The sequence below is a fragment of the Streptosporangium sp. NPDC020072 genome (genome assembly GCF_040631445.1).
Lineage (GTDB): Bacteria > Actinomycetota > Actinomycetes > Streptosporangiales > Streptosporangiaceae > Streptosporangium.
In genome coordinates this window covers 1-26,899 of record NZ_JBEYAB010000009.1, presented here as the reverse complement: position 1 = coordinate 26,899, position 26,899 = coordinate 1, and the positions used below count along the sequence as shown (strand labels likewise).

The window sequence follows — 26,899 nt, the reverse complement described above, 5'->3', positions numbered from 1 at the left end:
TCCGCCGCGCTCAAGTTGAAGGTGGCGCGAACTCGCTGAGCGATCCCAACAACGTTGACCGCACCACTCAGAAACTCCTTTCGACGACAACCGAAGGAACCGCCCTTCATGCATGACAATTTTCCGATGTCTTCCGTGCCTGAGGCGCGATCATCAACCGCGCGGCGGCCGGCGTTGCCCGCGGTACGGGACACCTATCCGATGCTGGGTCTGATTTCCTCTGCCTTCCCCTACCGTATGCCTGGGCCGAGGTTTGGCGTCTATGGATCGCTCGTCATGGTCGCTCCGTGCAACATGGCCTGCTCGTACTGCGACGTGGGCGGTTATGCAAAGGATGAGCGACACTACCTGCCCGGCTGGAACGAGATGAGCTTGACAACGATCAGGCAGTTCGTGCGAGACGAAGTGAGCGCGGGCCGGATCATCTACTTGACGGGTGGCGAACCGCTCATGTTCCCCGAACTCGTCGTCACGCTGGGGGATGAGATTCGCCAGATGGGGGGCTATTCGGTCGTGTGTACGAATGCGAGCCTGTCCGGTCGATTAGAGCAGGTCAGTCCCTACATCGACGAGTTCAGTGTGAGTCTCAAGGGAAACGAAAAGCTCGGCGAAGCAGCCTCCGGATTGAAAGGGAAGCTCGCTTTTCAGGTTCCTCGCCGCAACATGATCGCGCTCACGGGCCTGCCCAACACGATCGAGATCGTGGTCGTTATGTTTGCCGGACTGGCGGTTGAGGACATCGTCGATATATACCGTCCTCTCTTCGGAAGGGCGGCCTTCGTGTTCAAGGAATATCGGCACAAGGCAACCGTCGCCCACGAGGACCACACGTACACCTCCTCTTTAATCGACCTTCCGGACGAGGCAACCGTCAGGCCCATGCCAAGAGAAGAGATCCGGTCTGTCTATGAGGAGCTATGTGCGCGCCATCCCGAGCATGCCAAGGACTTTGCCCTGGTCTTGGGCGGTGGCGGAGAACAGGTGGTCGTGACAAGCACGGGTGAGGGGGTCTTCAAGCGATGAGCGCGACACATGTAGCCGTTTCTTCCTCGATCGAGATAGGATCACAGCGGCCGCCGATGAAGCATATCTTCCTCAGGTTGCTCAACACGTGCAATCTCCAGTGTGCACACTGCTATGCGAGCTGTGGCCCGAGTTCGCGAGAGGCGATGACACTGGAAACGGTGTTGCGCCTGGTCTCCGAACTTTCCGAGCTTCGGCCGGACACAGTTCATCTCGAAGGTGGTGAGGCTCTTATGTTTCGGGGCATCTGGGAGGTCATCGACGCCCTCAATGCCCACGGCATCAAGCCGGCGATCACCAGCAACGGCCTGGCCGTAACCCCAAAGATCATAGACCGGTTGAAGGGACGCGTGTCCCGGCTCACCTTCAGCATCGACGGGCCGACGGCAGTCACCCACGACCGGATACGGCGGCGGATCGGGTCGTTCGCGAAGGTGACCGAGGCCACCAGAAACTCCGTGGCCGCGGGCATACCGACGCATATGATCTCCGTCGTCTGGCGAGACACGGTGAAGCGCGTGGCCGAGACCATCGCTCTCGCCGAGCAACTCGGTGTCGAACGCCTGCTGCTCTTCTCCTGCGGCAGCATCGGTGCGGCGATCGAGAACGAGACCGAACTCATGGTCGATCCGGATAGTTGGGTCGAATACCTTCACCAGGTCCGTGACCTGGCCGCCTCTCGACCGTGGGTCTGGTACGAACTCGACCGAGTGCGACGAGAGGATCTGGGCCGTTTCCTGCCGGTTGACTACCAGCCTATCTGTACGAAGAAGCAGCGGGATTCGCTCATTGTCGACCCGCTCGGTGACGTATATCCCTGCGGCTACTTTATTCCCGCAGGAAAAAGCCTGGGGAACATCAAGGACGCGCCGCTGAGTGAGATCGCATACCGAATCCAGCCGGGCGAGCGCTATAGCGGGGCCTGCCGCGACCCGTGGGCGCCCGGGGACGGTCTAGTGGAGCTTTGCAAGCTCGTTTCGATAAACGCCAAAACACCAACCACCGGAGATCGCCTTGTCGACTAGTACGCACACCCCCTCCCTCCTCGACGACGCGCGCGCGAACGCCTACCACCGCGACGGCTTCGTGCTTGGCGGCCGGCTGCTAGCCGACCACGAGGCGGACGAACTACACGAGATCATCCGCGAGATCGTCGAGAACCCGGACCACCAGTACCACCAGCGCGTTTACGATTTCAAGCATGCGGGTCGTCCGCTGCTTCACATCAAGAACATGTGGAAACGCTATGACGCGTTCGCCGAGCTGCACCGGCATCCTCTGGTGACGGAGGCGCTCCATCGCCTTACCGGTCACACTCGCTTCCATCTGTGGCAGGACCGGTTTTTTTATAAGCCGGCGAGGGCGGGCGGAATTCATACATGGCATCAGGACGCGACCTTCCTGCCGTTCCTCCCACCATTCCGCACGGTCAGCGCCTGGATCTCGTTGAACGGGGCCGACAAGGAAAACGGTGCGATGCAGATGGTTCCGGGATCGCACGGCTGGGGCGACGCGACTGAACACATGGACCTGCTGGCCGACCGGGTGGATGCGAAGGACGAGATCCCTGACGACTATCGGGGACATCAGGTGAAACGAGAGCTGTGTCCGGTGCCCAAGGGACACGTGCACTTCCACGATGCATTCACCTGGCACTGTTCCGGCTCCAACTGGAGCGACCGTCCTCGCAGCGCCCTCGGACTGTTCTTCGTCACCGCCGATGTCCGCTTCGACGGGCAGAACCGGTGGGCGAAGGACTATGAGGGTGAGCACGAGAAGCATCTGGATTCGCAGTTCTACCCGGCGGTATTCCACCAAGGAAGTGCAGTGTGAACGGGAGTCGTGCGAGCTGGAAAATACGTTACGACCGCGAAGCCGGATCGGCCTTTGAAACGGACGAGTTCCGGCGCTACGACCTCGGAGGACCGGAGTTACTGGCTCTCGTCGACTCCAACGGCGTGCCTGCCGCACAGGCGGCGCGCGTGCGTAGTCTCGCGTTCGACAGCATCGCCCAGGCCGCCGGGGACGATATATGCCTCCCCGACCTGCTCGATCATGTCCGTAGCGTGGTGACGAAATGGTTTGACACTTCTGATCTCCCGCCTACCGGATGCTTCCTCAATGTAGCCCTGCTCCGGCTCGGGGAAAAAAGGGTCACGCTCGTCGGGGCCTATGCCCCGGTGTACATACTTTCAGCGTCGCAACCGACGCGGTACATCGACTTTCCAGGCCCTGTGCTCGGACCCCATGGGATGCTCAAGCATCCGATCCGGGAAATTGAGATCCAGGTGGAGGCCGACGAGTACGTCCTCGTACCCAGTGACGGGCTTCTTGAGAGCCGCACCCCGGAGGGAAAGATCAACGGGGATACGCACCTCAAGCGTCGTGTCGAGGAGTTCTTCGACGCCGAGGACCTTCATACCGCCGTTCTACGCACCTACCGCGAGCACGACGCCGATCTACGAGACAGCCGGTCGCTGCTTTCGATCAATTGGACGGGGTGAGATTTCATGCAGAACGCTCTGGTATTGATGAAGCCGGATGTCTACGAACGGGGCATACAGCAGGAGATTCTCAACGGTATTGACAAGCTGCCACTGAGTTTGCGGGAGCAGTTCAAAGTGGCGTTCACCCCAGAGGGTGTTTTTGAGTTGTGGCCGCGAATATACGGATGGAGATGGACGGACAGCCTCATGCGTGATTTTCCCACTCGGCCGCTGGACGTCTACGTGTTCAAGGGCGAAAACGCCATCAAGGTGATCATTGAGTTCAAGGACGCGCTCCGCGAGCGCCGAGGCCAGATCAATTCCTACCGCAACATGCTCCACTCGCCGGATAACCAGTCGGCTTTTGAACGAGAGTACTCCTACCTTAGTTCGATCAAGGTTTCCCGATGACGTGGCGTGGTGTGATCTTTGATCTCTTCGGCACGCTTGTCCCGCCTTTCCGCAAGGCGGAACACACCTCGGCCATCCAGGAGTGCGCCAAGATCCTCGACCTGGACTTCGAGCTGTGCCACAGCCTGTGGATCGAGTCCTTTCCGCAGCGTGTCTCCGGCGGTTTCGCGTCGATTGCGTCGAACTTCGCCTGGATAGGGGAACAAGCCGGCATCACACTCAGCCGGGAAGACTGCCTGGCCGCAGCCGCACAATACGCCGAGTTCACCCGGGCCGGTCTCGAACCCCTCGCTGGAGTGAACCAAGCCCTAACCCAGTTGAAGAGCGCCGGACTGCGCTTAGGTCTGCTCACGAACTGCGCTCCTGATGTTCCGGAGGTCCTGGCCGCCACGCCGCTCGGAGCGCATTTCGACGCGGCGGTGTTCAGCTGCTCGGCACGTATCCGCAAGCCTGAGCGCCCGGCGTACGACCTCGTTCTTCAAGAGATCGGCACGCGGCCGGAGCATACGCTCTACGTGGGCGACGGGAGTGATGACGAGTTGCGGGGCGCGGCGGAGGCGGGACTGCGCCCCCTCCTCGTGACTCCCAGCCTCGCCAATACGTACGACAGCCACCGTCCCGCGGTCGAGAACTGGAAGGGCCCTCGCGTCGCTACGATTCCTGCCGTACTGTCCTACCTGGACATCCGATGAGGGCTGCGGTGCTGGCGGCGCCGGGCGACGTCCGCTGTGTGCAAGTCGCCGACCCCACACTGAAATCGCCTCACGAGGCAATCGTCCGCGTCGTCGCCGCAGGAATCTGTGGAAGCGATCTATGGGCTTTCAACGGAATAGCCGTACGGCCTGCGATGCAGCCCATCGGCCACGAGTTCGTCGGTGAGGTTGTCGCGCTGGGAACCGCGGTCGACACCCTGCAGGTCGGCGACGAAGTGGCAGCCCCGTTTTCCTGGAACTGCGGCGAGTGCGTCAACTGTGCGAACGGGTGGACCTCCTCCTGCCAGAACGGTGGCTTCTTCGGCCGGTCGGCAGGTGCGTCGGGCGCACAAAGTGAATACGTTCGCGTGCCCCACGCGAACGGCACCCTTGTCGTGCTGCCGAAAGGCACGCTCCGTTCCAGGACGAACACACTGAACATGCTGCTGTGCGGCGACGTCCTTGCCACCGGCCAGCATGCGGTCGAGCTCGCCGACGTGCGCAAGGAGGACCGCTGTGTGATTATCGGCGACGGTAGCGTAGGACTGGCTGCGGCGGCCATGGCAAAACGCGCCGGGGCCTCGCATGTCACCCTGGTCGGTCACCATACGGATCGAATTTCCCTCAGTGTGGACGCCGATCTCATGATAAACGCTCGTACAGAGGCCAGCTGGGACGAAGAAGTGCGTCGCGGTCGCCCGGACGCGGTCCTTGACTGCGTTGGCACCGCTCGATCCACAGAGATCGCGGTGAGCCTCGCGACCGACGGCGGCCGAGTCGGTGTCGTCGGTGTCCCACATGGCGTCCGGACTGCTCCCGTCGCTGACCTGTTCCGCCGCAACATCGCCCTGCGTTTCGGTATCACGCCCGCACGAAGGTACCTGACGGACCTGCTGAGCTTGGTTCTCGGCGGCGGCCTGGACGCCTCGTGGCTCATCACTCATGAAATGAATCTGATGGACGTGGCCGACGGGTATCGTGCGATGGCCGAGCGTCGAAGTCTCAAAATTGCGCTCAGGCCGTACGAGCAGTGAAGGAAGTGGCCCTCTGTGGCAGTAGAGATCGAGCGACGATTCCTCGTTTCGGACGATGCGTGGAGAGAGGAGGTCACCGGCGTCTTCGCCATCAGACAGGGCTTCCTCAGCCTAGACCGCCAGCGAATCGTCCGCGTGCGTCTTATCGGCGAAAAGACGGGAAAGCTGACCGTGAAGGGCCTGCGTGTCGAAAATCGGCGGCATGAGTTTGAGTACGATATACCTGCCCAGGACGCGGCTTTCATGCTTGACGAGCAGTGCCATCATCCTCTGATCGTCAAGGAGCGACACGTTCTCGGTCGCCGCCATCCTGGTGAATGGGTCGTGGATGTCTTCCGCGAAGCAAACGACGGCCTCGTGATAGCCGAAGTCGAATTCGGCAAAGATGAGGCGATCACCGCACCGGAATGGGCGGGGCTTGAGGTCTCGACGGACGATCGATACGCAAACTCATCGCTGGTGACAAATCCGTTCAAATACTGGGACGCATCTTAAAGCGGCTCCCCGATTTCGGGGAGGGGGAAGGAGGCCTGAAACGCAAGGATTCGTGGCCCCTGAGCATTGACTGTCGATCATTGGACAGTTGACGACGGGGACCACGAGCTACGAACGCCAGGGATTCGGTCCTGTTCGACATGCCTTCGACATACCGGAGGCAACGACGGACGAGCATCGAACACGCACCGGCGGCCCGAGACGACTGCGTGCACCAGACCGACATTCCCATCCGGCGGGCGATCGTTCAGGGACGGGCTCGGAGAACACCACGGCACAGATCGGCGTGTCACCGACGGTGAGGACACGCCGGTTTCGCCAGGCCGGCAGAGCGGGACCGCACTTCACCTCGACGGCGTCGGGCCATTGTCCGTCGTTCGCGGAGCGGGAAAAGATCGCGTCGCGTTGTGCCCGCAAGCTCGGTGTGCATAGGATCGCACGGTATTTAAGGGGGTTGTCGTTGACGATCTCACGGGAGCTGCGGCGCGATGCCTCGCCGCGGACGTGTGACGAGAAATACCGTGCGACGGTCGCGCAATGGCGCGCTGGGTGCCGGGCCCGGCAGCCGGAGATCGCCGAACTGATGGCCAGCCAACGGCTGCGCGAGTATGCGCAGCGGCGACTGGCCGGTGCCACCGTGAAGGAGGCCGCGCACGACGTCGGCGGCGGCCGTCTGGTGGCCACCTTCACCGACCTCGACGGCAACGTCCTCGGCCTCCTCCAGGACAAGTGAGCGACACACCGGCTATGAACGACGCACCCCGCTCCCGTGTCCAGCGACGTCACGACGCCGAGCACCGGCTCGCCCACGACGTCGACCTCTGGGTGGCCAGCGCCTCGGCGGACGGAGTGCCGTACATGGTGCCGCTGTCCTTCGACTGGGACGGCGAAGCGCTGCTGCTGTCCACCCCGGCCAACAGCCCGACCGGCAGGAACCTGGCCGCCACCCGAACCGTCAGGCTCGGGCTCGGCCACACCCGCGACGTGACCATGATCGAGGGCACGGTCGAGGTCCTTGAGATGGACGCGCTGTCCCCGGAACAGGGAGACCGCTTCGCCAAGCGCACCGGCTTCGACCCGCGCGAGTCGGCCGGGCCGTACCGCTGGTTCCGCGTCTCACCGCGCCACATCCAGGCCTGGCGCGAGGTCGAGGAACTCCGAGACCGCGACCTGATGCGCGACGGCCACTGGCTGGCCTGACCCGGGTACGGCGAGGCCGTACCCGGAGGTCATCCGATGGTGGCCGCCCACCTGCCGCGTCGCAGATGGATCGTCCCGTCCGGGGTGATGTGGGCGTGGGCGCCGCGCAGCGGTAGTTCGCCGTGCTGTAGCCAGTAGTGCCGGACCTCGTCGAGCCTGTCCCACAGGCGGCGAGGGCCGCCCTGGTGGACGGTGGGCGGCTCGTCCGACCGGGCGGCGGCTCGGGCCCATGACCCGTCGGCGTGGACCATCCGGGCCGTGCGCACCCCGTCGTCATCCTCCATGTAGTGGTGTTCGATACCGGGACAGACGACCTCCAGCATGGTGGGCAGGTCCCAGTTGTAGGCGACGTCCAGCACCGGGTACCGGCCCCGGGTGACCTCCTCGCCCTCGGCGTCCCACACGGTGTCGAACAGGCCGCGTGCCCCCGGCGGATAGTCTCCGCCGGAGCGGGTCGGCATGAACATGGCGCGGTCCCACTCGATGCGGCCTTCGGCACCGCCATCGTCGCTTTTGCCCGCGGTGATGATGAGCGAGGTGTTCGCGATGACCGCGGCGAACCGCCCACCGGGCCGCAACGCCGCCAGCCAGGAGGCCGGGATGGGCCGTACCGACACCATGGAGACGATGCAGTCGTACTCGCCCGGCAGCGGCCCGGTCGCGTCGACGGCGAGAACCTTCGGGCGCAGGCCGACGGTGTCCAGCCGTACGGCGGCGGCCTCGACAAGGTAGGGGTCCACGTCCACGCTCGTCACCCGGTCATCGCCGAGATGCCCGGCCAGCAGGGCGGCGCTGTATCCCGAACCGGTGGCGACATCGAGCACGTCCGCCCCCTCGTAGACCTCGGCATGGTGGAACATCCGCACGACCAGGCCTGGCAGCGTGGACGACGACGTGGGCTGCCCCTTGATCACCGTCCCTGCTTCCGCGTGGTCGGCGTGGACCCCGGCGACCTGGGTGACGACCGTCTGGTCGTCGTAGACCGTGTCCATCCACGTCTCTGCGTCCCCCGGACCGTCGTGCAGATCCCAAGTGCGGCTGTAGGTTCCGGCGGGCGTGTCCCACCAGCGCGGCACGAACAGATGCCGGGGCGTGGTGGCGACCGGCACCCGCCACTGCGACCCACGAGGGACGGCAGCGGCGGCGAGCCAGGCGGCACGAGGTTGCCAGTTCATGGTCACTTCTTACCGGGCGGGGTGAAGTCCGGGTTGCAGAAGCGTGGAGAGCAAGCCGGTTTCTCCGAAGGCGGACAGTCCCTGCCGTCCTGCTTGGTGGGGCGGCAACTGTTCTTTTCCGGCTCGCACTCCTCTCCCATTCGAGGATCGGGCACCAGAGTCAGAGCCTGCGCCCAGGTGACGCCGGTCAGAATGTCGACCAGCGGCGTGGTCAGCACGTTTCCACCGCGCATGTTCCGCGCCATGGGGCACGGGGTGAGACTGCCGTCCGGCAGCACCGCAGCCGACCCACGGCCGCATGCACCGCACAACTCAGTAAGGTCCGGGGCACCACGGGAAGGGCGGCCCAGCAGCCGCATCCGGTCGATCCCGATCTGCGTCACGCCCAACCGCTGTAGCAGTTCCTGCCCCTCGTCGAGGCGCTGGCCGTCCAGCACACAAACCATGCCGGCCCGCAACGGGATCCCCCGGTCCAACGCCGTGGTGATGTTGTCCTGGGTTCGGGCCAACGTGTTACGGCCGGTGATCAGCATGTGCTCACGGGCATCGTCGCTGTAGAAGGACGTGGCGAGCCGGACACCCGGCTGGGAGAGCGTGTCCCACAGAGACTCCGGTATGTGCACGAGGTTGCTGTAGACCTCGACCTCAATTTTGGCGGCCAAGGCGTGACCGATCAGGCCAGGTAGCGCTTTGTGGAGGGTCGGCTCACCCCCGATGAACTGGACCTGGCGGGTACCGAGAGCAGCGGCCTGGTCGATGACTCCCTTCCAGTCGAGGATGGTCATGGTGCCATCCGTCCCGGTCGGCGAGCTGGACGCGTAACACTGGACGCATTCCAGCTGGCACTTTCCGGTCAACTCCAGCCACAGGAACCGCAGGCCGGTCGCATTGGCGTGCTGTGGAACGGTCATTGACATCCCTTTCGCATCGGGTCTTGAACGGGCATGTGCGGCGGATTCGGTGATCAGGTGGGGTTCAGCAGGGCATTGATGTCGCTCTCGCGGTAGCGGCGTTGCTTGCTGGGGGTTCTTACCGAGGGGATGCGCCCGGTCAACGCCCACCGGTTGACGGTCTTGGGGTCCACGCCGAAGATCCGGGCGACCTCGCCGGGCGTGAGAAGCCGTTCGGTGGTGTCTGGACCGGTGGTGAAGGTGCCGTCCGGGGCGACGGCCTTGAGTGGGGACATGGAGGCTCCGTAGGGGGTCAGTAGCGGCTGCGGTGGAGGATCTCGTCGTGCCGGGCGAGCGTGCGGGCCAGCCGGTGGAGGGTCGTACGGCCGAGCACGTCGCGGGCCCCGGCCCTGCGCTGGTCGGGGCGGAGCGGCTCGTAGTGGATGGCCCACCACCTGGGGAGGCCGGGCAGGTGCCGTTGTTCGTACTGCCAGGCGGGGTGGGTGCTGACGAGCAGGCCGATGAACCGGCGTTCGTACTCGGTCATGGTCGTCCTGGTTCGGAGGGCGGGCGGGAACACGCTTCGCTCGGGCCGGGGGTTTCCGAGGGCTTCGTTCTGGCCACGAAGCCCGGAGTTCGGGGCCTTTCGTGAAGCGGGTGCCCGGCCCCGAGCCGGGGAGCACGGACCGGGCACCCTGGAGGAGGACCGGCCCCACACGCTCAGGGCCGGTGCGCCAGACGGCTCCCTCCTTCCCCAGCACGCTCGGCGTGTGTGGGAGCCGTCTCGCGAGGGGTGCGGCCCAGGTCCCTCCCACCTGAGCCGCACGTTCACGAGGTACGGCGGGGCGGCGGGTGGGATGACGTCCCACCGCCCGCCGTACCGGCTTCTAGGAGCGCAGCAGTCTGCGCAACGCCGTGGACCGACCCGGCCCGACGACGTGAACGGCCCGGGAGATGCGAGCGGTCTGGAGGGCGTGGGCGGCTCGGGCCTGCAAGGCCCGAGCGACGGCGACGGCCTGGATACTCGGCGGCACCACCGGGAACACCTGAGCGGCCAGCTTGCGATCCAGCTCTTCGGCGGACCCGGCCCGCACCAACAACACCTCCCCGGCGTACAGCCTGCCGGGCAGAACACCTCGGTAGGCGCTCCACAGGCCGGAATGCGAGCTGTGGAAGACCAGCCAGTCCGGATGAGCCCGCTGCAAACTGTCGCAACTGGGATGTGCGTCACCGGAGGCTTGACACGGCGATCCGGAGAGAGACATCATGCCGCCCTTCTCGCCGACCGCAACCGTCGCCTCCCGGCCGATCGCCGCCCGTCAGCGGTCGGCATCCGCAGGGTCAGAAGCGCCTCGGCCTCACGCATCCGCCGCTCCAACCCCTCGGAGGTGGCGTCGCTGACGATCACCGGCTGCGGAGCAGGCCACGAACACAACCCGTAGAACCGGCGCATGCCCAGGCTGTAGAGCACCGTCCACCCCGGCCAGGCCCGCTCCAGCACCTCGGCCTCCGCACGGGCCGGGCCGTCCCACACCCGCCGATACACCAGGCTGTACGGCCGCCCATCACGATGCCGCCCGATCACGAGGACACCTCCTCAGCCGGGGCGGTGCCCTTCGTGCTGGGGGCCGGGAGACGGGCCAGGTGCTCGACGATCCGACGGGCCGCCTCCTCCACCTGCGCGACCGGGACCTGATGAGCCCGCTCGTTCCGGTACTTCCAGAAGAAGTCCCGCTCCCGAAGGTCGGTCCAGATCACAAACTCCATCGAGGGCACCTCCAGCAACGGAGCCCCGTCGTCACACCGGAACACCACCTCCACCCGCGACCGGGTGAGCAACCCCTGAAGCCGACGCAACTGCGGCGCCTTGGGGTCGTAGAAACCCTCACTGACCTTCCGACGCAGAGCGTCGGCCATGGGCGTACCGATGGGGAACACAGCGGACTCCTTGGGTGAGGTGGCCCCAGGGGGCGTTTTCGACGCGGCGACCTCCCTGAGGGCCGCCGGGGCGGTCTTGGGAAGGTCGTTTTGGGACTCTTTTTGAGGAAGTGCCCACCCGGCTTTTACTACGCCAAATGGGTCATTTGGCGCCTGAACGCTCTGAGACTTCTGCCGTTCGCGTTCACTTGTTGCCGGGCTCAAGCAGCATCTGCCATTTGACGGCACTATGGAGGGGCACTCGCGCGTGCCCACAGCGTGCCCACACGCTGACCGAAAAGGATCCCCTGGTGGAAATACCCGATCTGCCGCTTCCGGACCTGTTGAAATACCTCCGAAACGCCGCCAGAATGACGCAGGCGGAGGAGGCGGAAAGGCTGTGCGCGCACACCGGCACCTGCACCCTCACCCGGCACGAGGTCGGTAGATGGGAACAAGGCCGCGTCAGGCCGGACGCATGGCTTCCCGCCCTCGCGGAAGTCCTTGGCGTAGATCTGGACATCCTGGAGAGAGCGCCCTCCAAAAAACGCTCGGCCGCTTCGTATGCTGGCCCGAGTAACGACTTGGGACAGGAGAGTGAGTTGCTGCGCCGAACTTTCCTGAGGCAGGGGATCACGCTGTCCGGCTTGCCGATCCTGCACCAAGGCCAAAACAACCGCGTCATACAGGCACTTGGTGTGATCGCCAACGATCGTCCCGGTGGTGTCGCAGAGGGCATCGGTGACCTCGTCGAACACTACGCGTTGACGCTCTACGCCCTTCCACCGGCCGACGTCTACGACGAGTTGTTCATGGTCCGGTCATACGCGAGTGACGTTCTCGACCGTACCGGCCCCGCGCCACGTCGTGCCGACCTCGCCCTCGCCGTTGGCTGGTTGTCCCATCTGCTCGCTGTGGCGGCATGCGACATGGGAGAGCATGCCACGGCTCGGGTTTGGTGTTCCGACGCCGAACGCCGCAGTCAGGAAGTGGGACATCCGGAGCTGGCGGGGTGGGCCATTCTCACGAAAGCCATGATCGCGTTTTACCAAGGGCAGCCGCATCAGTCGGCGGCACTGGCCGCACAAGGGCAAAGAACCACGTCCATTGGTACGGTCGTTCACGCGAAGCTCGCCTCGCAGGAAATGCGTGCGGCGGCGATGGCTGGCGATGCCAATCGCATGACACATGCCAGACGCCACAGCGCCAAAGCGATAACGAGACTTCCCGTTGATGCTCCGACCATGGGGGTGTTCTCCATCGCCTTGACGGAGGATCCTCCGTACACCGCGACGTCACTGCTACTGGTGGACCGCTTCAGCGAAGCCGTGACGACCACCAACAGGGTGATCCAGACCGTCTACCCGTCAGAGGTGCGGCAACGCGGAGAACACCCCTCCGGCTACGCGCGTTCCCTGCTCATCCTGGGACTCGCTCACGCTGGCCTTGGGCGGCTGGACGAGGCCGTCGCCGCCGGCCAGACCGCCCTGGCCAGCAGCCGCCCGGCATGGCCAACGATGGTGTTGGCAGGAAAGCTCGACAAGACTCTGCGAACCGACTTCAAGGATGCACGCCAGACCGCGGATTATCATGCCCGCTATCTGGAAGTGACCGGCGGCCCGGCTGAGGACCATGTATGACCGACGACATCGATCACGAGCAAATCTCCGCCATCACCGCGTTCGTCGACACCGCGACCCCGCCATCCGACGAACCAACCGCCCATCTCATCTTCGGCACCAATCAGATCCGACCGGCTGAGATCGCGGCCGAGCGGTACCACCGTGGGCTTGCCCCGATGATCATCGTGACGGGCGGCGTCAACCGCCACAACGGCATCGTCGAGGCGGCCATGTTCCACCGTTTCCTCCTCGAACGCGGCGTCCCCGACGACGTCATCCGCTACGAGGACCGGTCCGCCAACACCTGGCAGAACATCGAATTCGCGCTGCCGTTCCTCCGCGAGGCGCTGGAACGCGAACTGACCGTCACGGCCATCTGCAAGTGGTACCACCGCCGCGCGATCCACATCCTGAAAACCTTCGTCCCCGATATCGGCGCCTTTCACGTCATCACCTGGGACCCCGTTTACGCCGGGCAACCCGTCACCCGTACCAACTGGCCGCACATCCCCGACGGCAGACGCCGGGTGATTCGCGAATGGCAGGAGGTACCCCGCCGCGTGGCAGAAGGCAGCTTCACCGACGTGAAACTCGTCAACGGAACCTGGCACTGAGTTTCGCCACCGGATCCGGACGGGGAGGATCGTTGTTTCCCGTTCCGTGGAGGTACGCTACGGAAGCCCTGGTAGATCCGATCAGGCCTCAAGATGATCAACGCTCTGACCTGCACCGCTGCATTACCGCCGGACTGCTGCAGAACCAGCGTGTCCCGCTTCCACAGCACCCGGCCTGACCTGGGACTTTACCCTCGGGTCGCTCATCACCCTGAAGGGTTCGCAACAGGGACTCACCGGCCGACTGCAGGGTGGACGGCAAGGTCGCTCATCACCCTGAAGGGTTCGCAACACCATGCTGGCCAGGAGCAGCAGGTCGGTGATGTGTTGTCGCTCATCACCCTGAAGGGTCCGCAACGCCCCCAGCCCGCCAGTAGCCACGAGCACGCCCATCGAGGGACCAGATCCTGGGCCGTGGGAAAATTTGTGCGAAAACTCCGGGGAAAGAAGCTCGCATTGTGCTCGAAGCCCTCCAGATCGGGCTAGGGTCTGTTTCCGGGTCTCTCCCCCCTTGCCATGATCGTTCGGACGGCGCCCTGTGGCGTTGTCACCTCACCCCCGCAAGAACCGCGTGGACCGCGAGCATCGCGTGAATCCCGCGGGCGCGCCCAACAACCGCCATGAGCTTCGTCTTGTGGCGTGTCCATCCGGATGGTTCCGGCTGTGGTGGAGATCCCCGACAACCCAGGCGACGCCGACGGAAGACCGCGAAAGCGGTTCCCAGACGGATGGAGAGAAGTTGAGCAAGGCCATCAGAACGGACACGCAGTCGCCCGCATCACACACCGCCGACAGTCATGACCTGATCCGCGTGCAGGGTGCGCGGGAGAACAACCTCAAGGACGTCAGCGTCGAGATCCCCAAGCGGCGGCTGACGGTGTTCACCGGCGTCTCCGGCTCGGGCAAGAGCTCGCTGGTGTTCGGCACGATCGCCGCGGAGTCCCAGCGGTTGATCAACGAGACCTACAGCGCCTTCGTTCAGGGCTTCATGCCCACGCTGGCCCGGCCCGAGGTCGACCTCCTCGAAGGGCTGACCACGGCGATCATCGTCGACCAGGAGCGGATGGGCGCCAACTCCCGTTCCACCGTCGGCACCGCGACCGACGCCAACGCGATGCTGCGGATCGTCTTCAGCAGGCTGGGTGAGCCGAGCGCCGGGCCGTCGTTCCACTACAGCTTCAACCTGCCCGCCGGTGCCTGTCCTCGCTGTGAGGGCATGGGCAAGGTGACCGACATCGACCTGACCCAGCTCTTCGACGCGAGCAAGTCGCTCAACGAGGGCGCGATCACCATCCCCGGCTACACCCCGGACGGCTGGCTGGTGCGGGTCTTCACCTCCTCCGGCTTCATGGACCCGGACAAGCCCATCCGCGACTACAGCGAGACCGAGCTGCACGACTTCCTGTACCGCGAGCAGACCAAGGTGAAGGTCGAGAGCATGAACCTCACCTACGAGGGTCTGGTCCTCAGGGTCCAGAAGTCGTTCCTGGCCAAGGACAAGGAGGCGTTGCAGCCGCACATCCGGGCGTTCGTCGACCGGGCGGTCACCTTCACCGCCTGCCCCGAGTGCGGGGGCACCCGGCTCAACGAGGCCGCCCGTTCCTCGCGGATCAACGGCGTCAACATCGCCGACGCCTGCGCGATGCAGATCAGCGACCTGGCCAAGTGGGTACGCGGCATCGACGAGCCCTCGGTCGCGCCGCTGCTGGCCACGTTGCAGCAGACCCTCGACTCGTTCGTGGAGATCGGGCTCGGCTACCTCTCCCTCGACCGGCCCTCGGGCACGCTGTCGGGCGGTGAGGCGCAGCGCACCAAGATGATCCGTCACCTCGGCTCCTCGCTGACCGACGTCACCTACGTCTTCGACGAGCCGACGACCGGTCTGCACCCCCACGACATCCAGCGGATGAACGGCCTGCTGCTGCGGCTGCGCGACAAGGGCAACACCGTGCTCGTCGTCGAGCACAAGCCGGAGGCGATCGCGATCGCCGACCACGTCGTGGACCTCGGCCCCGGCGCCGGTACGGCGGGCGGCACCGTCTGCTTCGAGGGCACCGTGGAGGAACTGCGGGCCAGCGGCACCCTCACCGGCCGCCACCTCGACGACCGCGCCGCCCTCAAGGAGAAGGTGCGCACGCCGAAGGGTGCCCTGGAGATCCGGGGCGCCACCTCGCACAACCTGCGCGAGGTGGACGTGGACATCCCGCTCGGGGTGCTCGTCGTGGTCACCGGTGTCGCCGGGTCGGGCAAGAGTTCGCTGGTGCACGGGTCGATCCCGGCGGGCGCGGGCGTGGTCTCGATCGACCAGGGCGCGATCCGGGGGTCGCGGCGGAGCAACCCGGCCACCTACACCGGGCTGCTCGACCCGATCCGCAAGGCGTTCGCCAAGGCCAACGGCGTCAAGCCCGCGCTGTTCAGCGCCAACTCCGAGGGCGCCTGCCCCAACTGCAACGGCGCCGGTGTCATCTACACCGACCTGGCGATGGTGGCCGGGGTGGCGACCGTCTGTGAGGAGTGCGAGGGCAAGCGCTTCCAGGCGTCGGTGCTCGACCACCACTTCGGCGGGCGGGACATCAGCCAGGTGCTCGCGATGTCGGTGAGCGAGGCCGAGAAGTTCTTCGGCTCGGGTGAGGCGCGCACTCCCGCCGCGCACGCCATCCTCAAGCGGCTCGTCGACGTCGGGCTCGGCTACATCAGCCTGGGTCAGCCGCTCACCACGCTGTCCGGCGGCGAACGGCAGCGCCTCAAGCTGGCCACCCACATGGCGGAGAAGGGCGGCGTCTACGTCCTCGACGAGCCGACGACCGGTCTGCACCTCGCCGACGTGGAGCAGTTGCTCGGTCTGCTCGACCGGCTCGTCGAGTCCGGCAAGTCGGTCATCGTCATCGAGCACCACCAGGCCGTGATGGCGCACGCCGACTGGATCATCGACCTCGGTCCCGGTGCCGGTCACGACGGCGGCCGGATCGTCTTCCAGGGCACGCCCGCCGAGCTGGTCGCCGCCCGCTCCACCCTCACCGGGGAGCACCTGGCGGCGTACGTCGGGGCCCACACGGAGTCCTGAGCGAAGGTCTGACGTGAAGCGCCGGGCGTCGTCACCGCGACGCCCGGCGCGATCGTGCCCCTTGAGGTCGCCTCGGCCTCAGGGGGTCGGGGTCATGAGCACCTGGCCACCTGGCAGATCTTGGCGAGCATTGTCTGGGCGTCCTTCGTCTGGTGTGCGAAGTCTGTCTTGTCGGGGGCTCCCCACTCCCCGGATCGGGCGTAGACGACCAGCGCGTTGCCGCGGCGGGTGAGGACCACCCGTTCGCCGCCGACCTTGGCCTTGTTGCCCTGGTAGAGCTGTCCGGTCACGGCCAGCCCCTCGTCGCCGAGGGCCAGGGGGCTGCCGGAGTACCGGTAGGCCGTCTGTGACGTCTGGATGGCGGGGCAGCGGACCAGGGCCTTGCGCACGTCGGCCAGGGCCTGGGAGGCGGCCTTCGCCGACTGGTAGAGGATGACCTGCTCGGAGCGCTGGTCGGAGACCGCGACGTAGGTGACCGTACGGGCCGCGATCCTGCCCGCGGCGGCGGGAGAGCCGACGTAGCAGGGGTTCACCGCGAGCTTGGCGTCCTTGGCCTGGCTGACCGACCACATACCGTTCACGCTCTTCTGCTCCGCGGCCTTCTCGTACAGCAGGAACCCCGGCGGAATCGCCCCCGCGGAGGCGGATGAGGACGCGAACGCGAGGGCGGGGGTCATGACAGTCGCCATGACAACAGCGAGGGTACAGGTTGTCAGGATCTTCATGGAAGGTGAGACGTATGAGACCCCTGGGATGGTTCGCCCGATCCGTCATCAGACCGATCGGGCATGAGTCCCGCACCGGACCGCAGGTCACGACAGGTCGACTGACTGTCACACGACAGTCACTCTCATGACGGCCAGGTGACGGCGCGTCAACCGTTCACGCATTCTAAAGAATTCTTGCGAAAGGTTTCTTGTCTCATCATAATGGCGCCATGGACGAGCACCCCGCCATCACCGATCCACGCGCACTGCGTGCTCTGGCACATCCCATCAGGCTCGCGTTGCTCGAAGCTCTCGGAGTGCTGGGCACGGCCACCGCGACACGGTGCGCGGAGGTGATCGGAGAGAGCGTCGCGAGCTGCTCGTTCCATCTGCGCACCCTCGCCGAGTACGGCTTCATCGAACGGGCTCCCTCCCATACCAGGGAGAAGCCGTGGCGGCTGGCCAAGCCCGTCCAGTCGATCGCGTCCACGGCGGAGACCACCCCGACGGGGAACGCCCTCGCGGAGGTGTTCCTCGAAAAAGAGTTCGCGCGCCTGCGTGCCTGGCGTGGGCGCATGGAATCAGAGCCCGAGGAGTGGAAGAACGCGAGCCTGGTCCTGGGCGCCACGCTCTGGATGACCCCGACGGAGTTGTCGGAGTTCAGGGAGTTCCTCAGGTCGATGGTCATGGGATACCTCGACCGGGTCGAGAAGGCCGAGCTGCGGCCCGAGGGGGCGCGCCCGGTGAGACTGTTCATGGCCAGCAGCGCCGAACACTACCCGGAGCCGGCCGACGACGCGGCGACCCAGGCATGAGCGCGCTGGGCGACTCACGCTTCCGCAGGCTCCTGGCCGGTCAGTCGCTCAGCACCTTCGGCGACAGCGCGCTCTACCTGTCGCTGGGCATCTGGGCCAAGGATCTGACGGGCCAGAACGCGGCGGCGGGAGTGGTCTTCCTCTGTCTGGCCCTGCCGGTGGTCCTCACCCCGTTCGCGGGCCACATCGTCGACCGATTACGCCGCAAGCCTCTGCTCATCGGGGTCAACATCGTCGCCGGCCTCGGCGTGCTCGCCCTGCTGCGGGTGCACACGGTGGCCGATCTGTGGATCATCTACGCGGTCGCCCTCGGGTACGGCCTCTCCTTCATCCTGTTGCGCCCTGCCCAGGTGGGGCTGGTCAAGGAGATCCTCTCCGGTGAGGACCTCGCGGGCGCGAACGCCGCCATCCGGACGGTCGGCGAGGGCATCCGGCTGTTCAGCCCGCTGGCCGGAGCCGCCGTCTACACCGCGGTCGGCGGCCCCATGCTCGCCGTACTCGACTCGATCACCTTCGCCGTCGCGGTCGTCATCCTGCTCACCCTGCGCGTCGAGGAGTCCGCCCCGACCCCGCCCCAGGAGCGCGAGCCGTTCCGGCGGGAGATCATGGCGGGGTTCCGGCAGATCGCGAGCACTCCCCTGGTGGCCTTCACCACGGTCGCCGTCGCCGCCAGCTTCGCGGTGGTCGGGTTGCTGGACACGGTCGACTTCGCGGTCATCGAGTACGGCCTGGGGCGCCCCGCCTCGTTCTTCGGCGTGCTGATGTCGGTCCAGGGCGCGGGCGGGATCTGCGGCGGCCTGGTCGTCGCCGCGCTGATCCGCAGGTACGGCGAGGCCAGGGCGGTCGGCGCGGGCCTGCTGACGGTCGCCGTCGGTACGGCGCTGCTGACCACGACGAGCCTGCCGGTGGTCGTCGCGGGGTTCGCGTTGATCGGCTGCGGGGTGCCCTGGCTGGTGGTCGGCTACACCACGGCGTGGCAGCGTTCGACGCCGCAGCAGGTCCTGGGCAGGGTGGCCGCGGCGGCCGACCTGGCCACGGTCGGGCCGCAGACGCTCTCCATCGCGCTCGGCGCCGCGCTCATCGCGTCGGTCGACTACCGCGTCCTGCTGGGCGTCTGCTGCGCGGTCCTGACCCTTTCGGGGGCCGTGCTCCTGCGCAGGGCCCCCAAGCTCGTCGCCGCCTGACCGGGCGTGGGCCGGACTCCCACGACCGGCCGAGGACGGCCTTCCCCACGGCTCCGGGCGTCAGCCGTACTTCTTGATGGTCCTGCTGATCCAGTCCGCGTAGGCGGGGACGTTGGCGTAGAGGCCGGGGCCCTCCGCGCAGGACGGGCTGGCGGCGCCGGGCCCCGAGGTGACGCCGATGAGCTCCCAGCGGCCGGTACGGCCCCGCCGGATCTGCGGTGAGCCGGAGTCGCCGTTGCAGGCCATGGCGTCGCGCACCCGGCTGATCGTGCACAGGCGCCTGCCCGAGGCGTAGCCGGGGCCGCACTCGGAGACGGCGCCCCTGCGGGTGTCGAGTTCCTGGAGCCGTTCGGCCATCTTCCACTCGGCCGGGTTCTTGCTGAACACGGTGGTGCCGAAGCCGATGATCCTGGTCGGGGTGCCGGGGCGGCCGGGCTGTTCGGCGATCCTGACGGGTTCCTGGGTGACCGGGCGGTCCAGGCGGATCAGGGCGATGTCGTCGCGGTTGGGGCCGCCCTTGAGGTTCTGCCGGAACCCGGGGTGGACCACCTTCTTCGAGATGGCGCGGACGGTGCCTCCCGAGGTGCGGTTCTCGCTGCCGACCCGGACGGTTCCCGCCGGGATCGAGCCGATCTCCGTGTTGAGGCAGTGGGCCGCGGTCACCACCCACCGCGGGTGGATCAGCGCCGCTCCGCACTGGCCGTCCTTGAGGCCCTGGGCGGGGGCGGAGATCGGGACGGACGCCATGAACGGGTAGGACTCGGTGGAGTCCTTGCCGTTGATGATCGCTCCGGCGCTGCCGGCCGTGGCGGCGAGGCAGGCCGTACCGGCGACGACGACGATGGCGAGACGCGACGCCACCCGGCGGGATGATTGCATGCCAAACAAAAGGGCCAGCCCTTCAGTGGGAATTAATACTGAATAAGGCTATTTATCCGCTTTTGTCGGGAAAATCCTGGCAGCACGTGGCCGTACGGTAGGGACAGCCCCCTCAGCCGGGCAGGGTGAGCGTCACCAGGGCCGGGACCACCTCACGGACACGACGCTCACGCAGGTGCTCGACCAGCCGGGCGGCCCCTGCGGCGCCGTCCGCCATGAGACAGCCGGGGTCGAGCCTGCCCCTGGTGACGGCGGCGGCGGAGATCGCCAGCGGGGAACGGCGCAGCTCGGCCACCTGGACGTCCTGTTCCTCCGGCAGCCAGCCCCGCACCAGCTCCGGCACCGAGGGGCTGTCCTCGGGCACCTCGACGATCAGCAGCACGCGAGCCGTACCCCCCGGGCGGAGCACGCCGGGCATCGCGGCGGCCACGAACCCGAGGGCGTGCTCGGCGCTCATCCAGCCGACCTCGGCCTCGGCGTGGTGGTTGGGACCGGTCGGGCTGTTGAACACCAGGTGGTCGGCCAGGTCACCGACCGCCAGCCCGGAGCGCAGGTCCGCGGCCAGGAAGTCGGTCTTCTCCTCCGGGCCCACGTCGAGCCCGTTGACCAGGGCGTTCACCTGGGAGTACGCGACCGCCCTCGGATTGAGGTCGACACCGACGACCGAGGAACAGCCCTCCCGCAACGCCAGGGCCAGGATCCCGCAGCCGCACCCGACGTCCAGGAGCCTGCCGTCGACGGGACCGAGGTTGTCCAGCAGTTCGAAACTCGACGCGTGCGGCGGCATGACCAGCGTGGACCGGGCGGCCATGGTGACCGAGGCGTCACCCCTGAACAGCTGGTCGGACAGCAGATACATGGAACGGCAGGGCGAGACGGAGACCTCCGACGTCACCGTCCCGTCCCGCTCCACGACCAGTTCGAGCCCCGCGAGCAGCCCGCGCAGCCCGGTGGGCACCACCGTCGTGTAGACGTCCCCGGGCACCTCGCCGTTGCGCACGAAGAGCTGCGCCATGACACCCGCCGGGCTCGTCAGCAGCTCGGGGACCCGCTCTGCGGAGCAGACGGCGTAGAAGGCCGTGTTGCTCAGCAGGTCCGTCGGGTCCTCGGCGGACAGGGCGGCGACCGTCGCCTCCTCGGTGAACCCCACCTCGCGCAGCGCCCCGCCGAGGGAGCGAAGGGCCTGGACGCCACGTGCCCGCGCCACCTGGGCGCCCGGTTGCCACACGACGTCACCTGCGGTGCAGGCGGACCGGGAAGGAGTCCAGCCCGAAGTTGATGATGGAGGAGTTGTACTCGGGTTCGCCGAGCGGTTCGACCTCCGCCACCAGCCTGGACAGCTCCGTGAACAGCACCCGCAGCTCGGTCCTGGCCAGCGGCCCGCCGATGCAGTAGTGCTCGCCCCAGCCGAAGGCGATGTGCCGGTTGGGGTGCCGGTTGAGGTCGAGGCGGTGCGGTTCGTCGAAGACGGCGGTGTCCCGGTTGGCCCCCGGCGTCCACACCACGACCCGGTCACCCGCCTTGATCCGCTGCCCGGCCAGCTCGGTGTCCGTCTTGGCCGTGCGCAGCACGTGCAGCCCGACGGAGGTCCACCGCAGCAGCTCCTCGGTGGCGAGCTTCGGGTCGGCCTTGCCGTCCAGTTCCCGCCAGGCGTCGGTGTTGCGCACCAGGGAGAGCATCGCCATCGCGGCCGTGTGCCGTACGGTCTGGATGCCGCCCACGATGATGTTGTCGCAGTTCAGCACGACCTCGTCGAGTTCGAGGTCGGCGGCGAGCGCGCTGATGACGTCGTCCCCCGGGGCGGCCTTGCGCTCCATCGCGAGCTGCAGCAGGTACGGCAGCAGCCGCTGGTGCGCGGCACGCCGTTCCGCCGGGTTGCGGCCGAGGAACGCCTGGTCGCACATCGCCACGATCTCGTCGCGGTCCTCGTCCGGGATGCCCATGAGGTCGCACATCACGGTGAGCGGGACGACCGCCCCGATGTCCTTGACGAAGTCGATCTTCTCCCTGACCAGCAGCCGTTCGATGACGCCCTCGGTCAGGTCGCGGATGCGCTCCTCAAGGCCGTTGGCGCGCCTGGCGGAGAAGAACGGCATGACCGGGTCACGGTAGGCGCGGTGCTTCGGCGGGTCGCTCAGCGCCATCATCCGCCCGGCCCCGGCGGGGGGACCGTACCCGGTGCCCAGCAGCGAACCGCCCTGTGAGCTGTAGGTCTTGGCGTCGCCGAGGACCGCGAGCGACTCCCGGTGGGTGAGCACCGCCCACAGGGGGCCCTCCTGGCCCGACTCGTGCCGCTGGACCGCGCCTTCACCCCGGATCTCGTCGAGGATCGTGTACGCGTCGTCCCTGGCCCAGAATCCGGCGTCGGTGAGGTCATAGGTGTCCAGCAGCATTGGGATTCCTTTCCGCTGTCTGGTCCGGCTCTGCTGACTCGGCCGGGTTTCCGGCGAGTTCGTGGTCGACGCGGGCGGCCAGTTCCCGCAGGGTCGGGTGGTCGAACACGGCCCGTACCGGCAACCCGACCTCGAACCGCTCCAGCACCTCCGCCGTGACCTGCGGCGCGAGCAGCGAGTAACCGCCGACGGTGAAGAAGTCGTCGTCCGGTCCCACCTGCTCGCAGCCGATGACCTGGCACCAGATCTCCCCGAGCACGCGTTCCGTCTCGGTGCTGAACGCGACCGGTTCGACACCCCGGTCACGGGCGTCGGGGGCGTCCGGGGTGGGCAGCCGCAGCCGGTCGATCTTGCCTGTCGAGGTCAGCGGCATCTCGTCGAGCACGACGTACGCCGCCGGGATCATGTACGTGGGCAGCGACCTGGTCAGCCGCCGGTGCAGCGCGGCGACGTCGATCACCGCGTCGGGGCGCGGCTGGACGTACGCGGCCGGGCGCAGCGTCTCCGGGCTGTCGCCGTAGGTCCTGACGGCGGCCTGGGCGACCGCCGGGTCGCGGTAGAGCGCCGCCTCGATCTCCCCCAGCTCGACCCGCGCACCCCTGATCTTGACCTGGTCGTCGATCCTTCCCGAGAAGACCAGCCCTCCGTCGGCCGTACGGCGGGCCAGGTCACCGGTGCGGTAGGTCTGTTCGGGCAGGAAGACCTGGCGTGTCTCCTCGGGCCGGTTGAGGTAGCCGTGGGCGAGGAACCCGCTGCGGACGCGGATCTCCCCGATCTCCCCGTCCGGCACCGGCCGTCCGTCCTCGTCGGTCAGCAGGATCTCCCGTCCGGGGATGGGCCTGCCCAGCGGGATCGGATCGACGGCGTCCTGCGGCACCTGCTGCGAGGTGGCGAGGATGCACTCGGTCGGCCCGTAGAAGTTGTGCACGGCCGCCTTGGGGAAGGCGTCGCGGGCGGCGAGCACGAGCTCGGCGTGCAGCGACTCGCCGAACAGGCTCAGCGTCCGCACGCTGCCGACCGGCGCCGATCCCGCCGCGGCGTCCAGCAGGTGACGGCACAGGCTCGGCACGGTCTGCAGGTGCGTCACCTCGTGTTCGACGATCCACCGGTGGATCCTGGCCGGGTCGCCCTTGACCTCCCCCGGCGGGATGACCAGCGCGGCCCCGCCGTGCACCGCCGTCATGATCTCGACGTAGGCGGCGTCGTAGGCGAGCCTGGCCCACTGGAGCATCCGCGCGCCCTGACGCGTGTCGAGTTCGGTCGAGAGCCAGCGGGTGAGCTGGTCGAGGTTGCCGGTGCGCTGCACGATGCCCTTGGGGGTGCCGGTGGAGCCCGAGGTGTAGACGACGTACTCGGTGTCCTGCGGTACGGACGTCCGCCTCGCCTCACCCGTCGCCCGCCGTACGACCGCGGCCTCGTCCCCCTCCACCTGCACGAGCGCCGTGGGGAAGGGGTCGGCGCCCGCGGGGGCGAGCACGGCGACCGGGGAGGAGTCGGCCACGATCGCCATCTGCCGCTCAAGCGGCTGGTCGGCCGTCAGCCAGGCGAACGGGGTGCGCGCCCGGCGGGCGGCCAGCAGCGCCGCGACCGCGTCGGGGCCGTCGGGAACGGTGATAACCAGCACGTCACCGGGCCGCAGCCCGGCGCGGACCAGCGCCGCGCTGTACTGCGCGGCCCGCCGCTCAAGTCCTCGGTAGGTCAGCGTGCCCGACTCGGTGATGACGGCGGGGGCGTCGGCGCGGTTCATGCCACACCCGCCGAGGTGCTCAGGAAGTCGGCGACCGTCCGCGCCAGCACGGCTCCGGCCGCCTGGACCACCAGGTGGCCTCCTTCGAGGACCCGCATGCTGTACGGCCCGGTCGTGCTGCGCGCCCAGCCCGTCATCTCCTCGCCGCTCACGGTCGGGTCGTCGGTGCCGACCAGCCCGAGCACCGGGCAGTCGAGCAGCGGCTCCCACCGGTGCAGGTAGTCCTGGCACAGGTTGAGGTCGGCGCTCACGACAGAAAGGACGAGATCCCGCAGGTCAGGGTGGTTGAGCACCTCGGTCACCGTGTCGTCGATGGAGGTCAGGAAGGTCACCACGTCCTGCGTCCCCGTCGGCCCGGGTGGGCCGTTCCACAGGTGGGGCGGCAGCAGCGCGGCCAGCACGCACGCGACGGGCGGGTTCTCCGGCGACAGCTCCCTGGCCACGTTGTAGGCGACGAGCGCGCCCATGCTCTGGCCCAGCAGGGCGTACCTCCCGGTGGCGAACGGCCGCATCGCCGCGCTCACCCAGGCGACCAGCTCGTTCACGTCCGCGGCGTGCGGCGCGGTGAACCGCCCGCCCCTGCCGGGCATCCGTACGGCCCACACCTCGATCTCGGGGGGCAGTTCCCTGGCGAGATCGGCGAAGGCGGGCGCGTCCCCGCCGGCGTGCGGGAAGCAGAACAGCCGGGTCTCCGCGTTCGGCCTGGGCACCGGCACCCAGAACCAGTCGGTCACCAGCATCGGCGCCGTCATCACATTCCCCCGTTCTCCGTGGTGTCCGCGCCTGCTCCACTCCGGGTGCCCTCGTGCGTGACGCGGCGCGGGGAGACGTCGAGCTTCGAAAGCGGCAGGTCGGGATCGGCCACGACCTGGGCGAGCAAGGACTGGTAGCCGGCGAGGAGGTTCTCGGCCGAACTCCCGTCGAACAGATCGGTGCGGTAGCACAGCAGCGTCTCGACGGTCTCCGCCGCGGTGTCGAGCACGTGCAGCTCCAGGTCGAGTCTGGTGACCTGCTGACGCACCCCGTCCCACTCCTCGACCTCGATGTCGTGCCAGCGGGCCGGCTGTGCGCGGTGCGGCGTACGCAGCAGCTGGAACCCCACCTGGACCAGTGGGTTGCACGTGGGGTCACGCGGGACGCCGAGGTGGTCGACCAGCATGTCGAAGGGGAGCGAGTCGTGTTCGAGCGCGTCGAGCGTGGCCGATCCGACCTGGGCCACCGCCTGCCGAAAGGACGGATCCCCCGACAGGTCGCCACGCAACGGGACGGTGTTGACGAAGAACCCGACGGTCGCGTGGAACTCCGGCCGCGACCGCCCCGCGACGGGGACGGCCAGGACGACGTCGTGCACCCCGGTCCACCGGGCCAGCAGCATCATGAAGGCCGTGACGGTGGTGACGAACATCGTGCTGCGCAGTTCACCGGTCAGCCCGCGCAGCCGTACGGCCAGCGGCGGCGGCACCACGTCCGGCAGCTCACCGCCCGCGAACGTCTGCGAGACCGAACGCGGCCGGTCCGTCGGCAGAGGGAGCACGGCGGGCGCCCCGAGCAGCCGTTCCCGCCAGTGGGCGAACTCCCGCTCCAGGTACTCACCGCCCAGCAGGCCGCTCTGCCAGGCCGCGTAGTCGGCGTAACCGGCCTGCGGGACGGGCAGCTCAACTTCCTCGCCCTTCACGTACGCCGCGTACAGCTCCCCGATCTCGGCCGTGACGATCTGCACCGACCACGCGTCGATCACGATGTGGTGCATCTCCAGCAGCAGGATGTGCCGCTGTTCGCCCAGCCTCAGCAGGTTCGCCCGCACCGGGGCGGCGGCGGCCAGGTTGAAGGGCCGCGCCACCTGCGCGGCGGCGAACTCGGCGGCGTCCCCACCCTGGGAGGCCAGATCGACGTACGGCAGCGGCACCTCACCGGGGGGTTCGATCCGCGCCCCGGGACGGCCCCGCTCGGCGGGGAAACTCGTACGCAGGGCGTCGTGCCTGGCGACCACCTCGGTCAGCGCGCGCCGCAGGGCCTCGACGTCGAGGGCGCCGCGCAGCTCGTAACCCAGGCACACGTTGTACTGCGTCGATTCCGGGTCGAACTGCTGCAGGAACCAGAGCCGGTGCTGCGCGGGAGACAGGGGAAGACGTCCGGTCTCCGCCGCGCTCCTGTGCTCAGTGCTCATCGGGGGACGCCGCCGTGTCGGGAGCCGTGAGTTCCGTACCCGCGGGGAGCCGCTCACCGACCCAGGTGACGAAGGCCGCGAAGTCCTCGGTGTCGTACAGGTCGCGGAGCGTCAGCTCGACCTTCAACCGGTCACGCACCAGGAACAGCAACCGTACGGCCGCCAGCGAATGCCCACCCAGCGTGAAGAAGTTGTCCGCCGAGACCACGGCGGGAACCCCCAGGACCTCTTTCCAGATGCCGACGAGGGTGTCGTGCAGGGGACTGGTTCGCTGCTCGACGACGTCGCTGGTCGGTAGGGGGGTGAGGGTGTGGGGTGGGGGCAGGGCGTTGCGGTCGGTCTTGCCGTTGTGGGTGGTGGGCAGGTGGGTCAGGGGCAGGTAGG

The 26,899-nt window shown here is 67.3% G+C and carries 30 protein-coding genes and 1 CRISPR repeat array; of the genes, 15 read left to right on the top strand and 15 right to left on the bottom strand.

The features are described from left to right. The first annotated feature begins 108 nt into the window (after positions 1-108). From ABZ470_RS22240 to ABZ470_RS22195, 10 genes are all read left to right on the top strand, one after another. Entirely contained in the window at positions 109-1,023 is a 915-nt protein-coding gene (locus tag ABZ470_RS22240; RefSeq protein ID WP_362913451.1) for a radical SAM protein, read from the top strand. Beyond that, a complete protein-coding gene (locus tag ABZ470_RS22235) occupies positions 1,020-2,048 on the top strand; it encodes a radical SAM protein (protein ID WP_362913449.1) in 1,029 nt (342 codons plus the stop codon). The genes ABZ470_RS22240 and ABZ470_RS22235 overlap by 4 nt, the downstream gene beginning before the upstream one ends. After that, positions 2,038-2,856, top strand: a complete 819-nt coding sequence (locus ABZ470_RS22230; RefSeq protein ID WP_362913447.1) for a phytanoyl-CoA dioxygenase family protein — start codon at positions 2,038-2,040, stop codon at positions 2,854-2,856. The genes ABZ470_RS22235 and ABZ470_RS22230 overlap by 11 nt, the downstream gene beginning before the upstream one ends. Continuing rightward, positions 2,853-3,527, top strand: coding sequence for a SpoIIE family protein phosphatase (locus tag ABZ470_RS22225; RefSeq protein WP_362913445.1), 675 nt, complete (start codon positions 2,853-2,855; stop codon positions 3,525-3,527). The genes ABZ470_RS22230 and ABZ470_RS22225 overlap by 4 nt, the downstream gene beginning before the upstream one ends. 6 nt (positions 3,528-3,533) lie before the next feature. Next, the gene (locus tag ABZ470_RS22220) at positions 3,534-3,920 is read left to right on the top strand and encodes a nucleoside-diphosphate kinase (protein WP_362913443.1); all 387 of its coding nucleotides are present in this window, start codon (positions 3,534-3,536) and stop codon (positions 3,918-3,920) included. Next, a complete protein-coding gene (locus ABZ470_RS22215) occupies positions 3,917-4,612 on the top strand; it encodes an HAD family hydrolase (RefSeq protein ID WP_362913441.1) in 696 nt (231 codons plus the stop codon). The genes ABZ470_RS22220 and ABZ470_RS22215 overlap by 4 nt, the downstream gene beginning before the upstream one ends. Beyond that, a complete protein-coding gene (locus tag ABZ470_RS22210; RefSeq protein WP_362913439.1) occupies positions 4,609-5,646 on the top strand; it encodes an alcohol dehydrogenase catalytic domain-containing protein in 1,038 nt (345 codons plus the stop codon). Before ABZ470_RS22215 ends, ABZ470_RS22210 begins: the two co-directional genes overlap by 4 nt. 15 nt (positions 5,647-5,661) lie before the next feature. Continuing rightward, positions 5,662-6,141 (top strand): CYTH domain-containing protein, encoded by a 480-nt coding sequence (locus tag ABZ470_RS22205; RefSeq protein ID WP_362913437.1) that lies wholly within the window; start codon positions 5,662-5,664, stop codon positions 6,139-6,141. A 286-nt stretch (positions 6,142-6,427) separates the two neighbouring features. Beyond that, a complete protein-coding gene (locus ABZ470_RS22200; protein ID WP_362913960.1) occupies positions 6,428-6,874 on the top strand; it encodes a helix-turn-helix domain-containing protein in 447 nt (148 codons plus the stop codon). Between the two features lie 14 nt (positions 6,875-6,888). After that, positions 6,889-7,341 (top strand): pyridoxamine 5'-phosphate oxidase family protein, encoded by a 453-nt coding sequence (locus ABZ470_RS22195; RefSeq protein ID WP_362913435.1) that lies wholly within the window; start codon positions 6,889-6,891, stop codon positions 7,339-7,341. A gap of 29 nt (positions 7,342-7,370) precedes the next feature. Here ABZ470_RS22195 and ABZ470_RS22190 read toward each other — a convergent pair whose 3' ends face one another. The 7 genes from ABZ470_RS22190 to ABZ470_RS22160 form a co-directional block, all read right to left on the bottom strand. Next, on the bottom strand, positions 7,371-8,516 hold the full coding sequence (locus tag ABZ470_RS22190; protein ID WP_362913433.1) for a methyltransferase domain-containing protein: 1,146 nt from the start codon (positions 8,514-8,516) through the stop codon (positions 7,371-7,373). 2 nt (positions 8,517-8,518) lie between these two features. Continuing rightward, positions 8,519-9,427, bottom strand: coding sequence for a radical SAM/SPASM domain-containing protein (locus tag ABZ470_RS22185; RefSeq protein WP_362913431.1), 909 nt, complete (start codon positions 9,425-9,427; stop codon positions 8,519-8,521). A gap of 53 nt (positions 9,428-9,480) precedes the next feature. After that, positions 9,481-9,702 (bottom strand): BldC family transcriptional regulator, encoded by a 222-nt coding sequence (locus ABZ470_RS22180; RefSeq protein WP_352014520.1) that lies wholly within the window; start codon positions 9,700-9,702, stop codon positions 9,481-9,483. Between the two features lie 17 nt (positions 9,703-9,719). Next, positions 9,720-9,953, bottom strand: a complete 234-nt coding sequence (locus ABZ470_RS22175) for a hypothetical protein (protein WP_352014521.1) — start codon at positions 9,951-9,953, stop codon at positions 9,720-9,722. A 340-nt stretch (positions 9,954-10,293) separates the two neighbouring features. Then, entirely contained in the window at positions 10,294-10,611 is a 318-nt protein-coding gene (locus ABZ470_RS22170) for a hypothetical protein (RefSeq protein WP_362913428.1), read from the bottom strand. A 59-nt stretch (positions 10,612-10,670) separates the two neighbouring features. Beyond that, positions 10,671-10,991 carry a hypothetical protein gene (locus ABZ470_RS22165; RefSeq protein ID WP_362913426.1) on the bottom strand — a complete coding sequence of 107 codons (321 nt, stop codon included), beginning with the start codon at positions 10,989-10,991 and terminating at the stop codon, positions 10,671-10,673. Further along, on the bottom strand, positions 10,988-11,344 hold the full coding sequence (locus ABZ470_RS22160; protein ID WP_362913424.1) for a hypothetical protein: 357 nt from the start codon (positions 11,342-11,344) through the stop codon (positions 10,988-10,990). Before ABZ470_RS22160 ends, ABZ470_RS22165 begins: the two co-directional genes overlap by 4 nt. A gap of 290 nt (positions 11,345-11,634) precedes the next feature. Between ABZ470_RS22160 and ABZ470_RS22155 the strand changes: the two genes are divergently transcribed. The 3 genes from ABZ470_RS22155 (at position 11,635) to ABZ470_RS22145 (ending at position 16,623) form a co-directional block, all read left to right on the top strand. After that, positions 11,635-12,963, top strand: a complete 1,329-nt coding sequence (locus ABZ470_RS22155) for a helix-turn-helix transcriptional regulator (RefSeq protein ID WP_352014525.1) — start codon at positions 11,635-11,637, stop codon at positions 12,961-12,963. Further along, complete coding sequence (locus ABZ470_RS22150) at positions 12,960-13,559, top strand: YdcF family protein (RefSeq protein WP_362913422.1); 600 nt, start codon at positions 12,960-12,962, stop codon at positions 13,557-13,559. The genes ABZ470_RS22155 and ABZ470_RS22150 overlap by 4 nt, the downstream gene beginning before the upstream one ends. 197 nt (positions 13,560-13,756) lie before the next feature. After that, positions 13,757-13,917: a CRISPR direct-repeat array (repeat unit 22 nt; unit sequence GTCGCTCATCACCCTGAAGGGT). Positions 13,918-14,298: 381 nt separating this feature from the next. After that, positions 14,299-16,623, top strand: a complete 2,325-nt coding sequence (locus ABZ470_RS22145; RefSeq protein WP_352014527.1) for an excinuclease ABC subunit UvrA — start codon at positions 14,299-14,301, stop codon at positions 16,621-16,623. 92 nt (positions 16,624-16,715) lie between these two features. On the opposite strand, the gene ABZ470_RS22140 is transcribed toward ABZ470_RS22145, so the two are convergent. After that, positions 16,716-17,312, bottom strand: a complete 597-nt coding sequence (locus ABZ470_RS22140; protein WP_362913420.1) for a hypothetical protein — start codon at positions 17,310-17,312, stop codon at positions 16,716-16,718. A 248-nt stretch (positions 17,313-17,560) separates the two neighbouring features. On the opposite strand from ABZ470_RS22140, the gene ABZ470_RS22135 reads away from it, so the two are divergent. Together ABZ470_RS22135 and ABZ470_RS22130 are read left to right on the top strand one after the other, a co-directional pair. Continuing rightward, the gene (locus tag ABZ470_RS22135; RefSeq protein WP_352014529.1) at positions 17,561-18,145 is read left to right on the top strand and encodes a helix-turn-helix domain-containing protein; all 585 of its coding nucleotides are present in this window, start codon (positions 17,561-17,563) and stop codon (positions 18,143-18,145) included. After that, entirely contained in the window at positions 18,142-19,329 is a 1,188-nt protein-coding gene (locus ABZ470_RS22130) for an MFS transporter (protein ID WP_362913417.1), read from the top strand. The genes ABZ470_RS22135 and ABZ470_RS22130 overlap by 4 nt, the downstream gene beginning before the upstream one ends. Before the next feature lie 60 nt (positions 19,330-19,389). Here the strand turns inward: ABZ470_RS22130 and ABZ470_RS22125 are convergent, their stop codons facing one another. The 7 genes from ABZ470_RS22125 to ABZ470_RS22095 form a co-directional block, all read right to left on the bottom strand. Then, entirely contained in the window at positions 19,390-20,190 is an 801-nt protein-coding gene (locus ABZ470_RS22125) for a serine protease (protein ID WP_362913415.1), read from the bottom strand. 130 nt (positions 20,191-20,320) lie between these two features. Then, a complete protein-coding gene (locus tag ABZ470_RS22120) occupies positions 20,321-21,436 on the bottom strand; it encodes a 50S ribosomal protein L11 methyltransferase (RefSeq protein ID WP_362913413.1) in 1,116 nt (371 codons plus the stop codon). A 4-nt stretch (positions 21,437-21,440) separates the two neighbouring features. Beyond that, positions 21,441-22,601, bottom strand: coding sequence for a cytochrome P450 (locus tag ABZ470_RS22115; protein WP_352014533.1), 1,161 nt, complete (start codon positions 22,599-22,601; stop codon positions 21,441-21,443). Then, a complete protein-coding gene (locus tag ABZ470_RS22110; RefSeq protein WP_362913410.1) occupies positions 22,582-24,348 on the bottom strand; it encodes a non-ribosomal peptide synthetase in 1,767 nt (588 codons plus the stop codon). The genes ABZ470_RS22115 and ABZ470_RS22110 overlap by 20 nt, the downstream gene beginning before the upstream one ends. After that, positions 24,345-25,100 (bottom strand): alpha/beta fold hydrolase, encoded by a 756-nt coding sequence (locus tag ABZ470_RS22105; RefSeq protein WP_352014535.1) that lies wholly within the window; start codon positions 25,098-25,100, stop codon positions 24,345-24,347. Before ABZ470_RS22105 ends, ABZ470_RS22110 begins: the two co-directional genes overlap by 4 nt. Then, the gene (locus ABZ470_RS22100; protein WP_362913408.1) at positions 25,100-26,515 is read right to left on the bottom strand and encodes a condensation domain-containing protein; all 1,416 of its coding nucleotides are present in this window, start codon (positions 26,513-26,515) and stop codon (positions 25,100-25,102) included. The genes ABZ470_RS22105 and ABZ470_RS22100 overlap by 1 nt, the downstream gene beginning before the upstream one ends. Continuing rightward, positions 26,505-26,899: phosphopantetheine-binding protein (locus ABZ470_RS22095; protein ID WP_362913406.1), on the bottom strand; the 395-nt coding region annotated here is incomplete at its 5' end. The genes ABZ470_RS22095 and ABZ470_RS22100, both read right to left, overlap by 11 nt.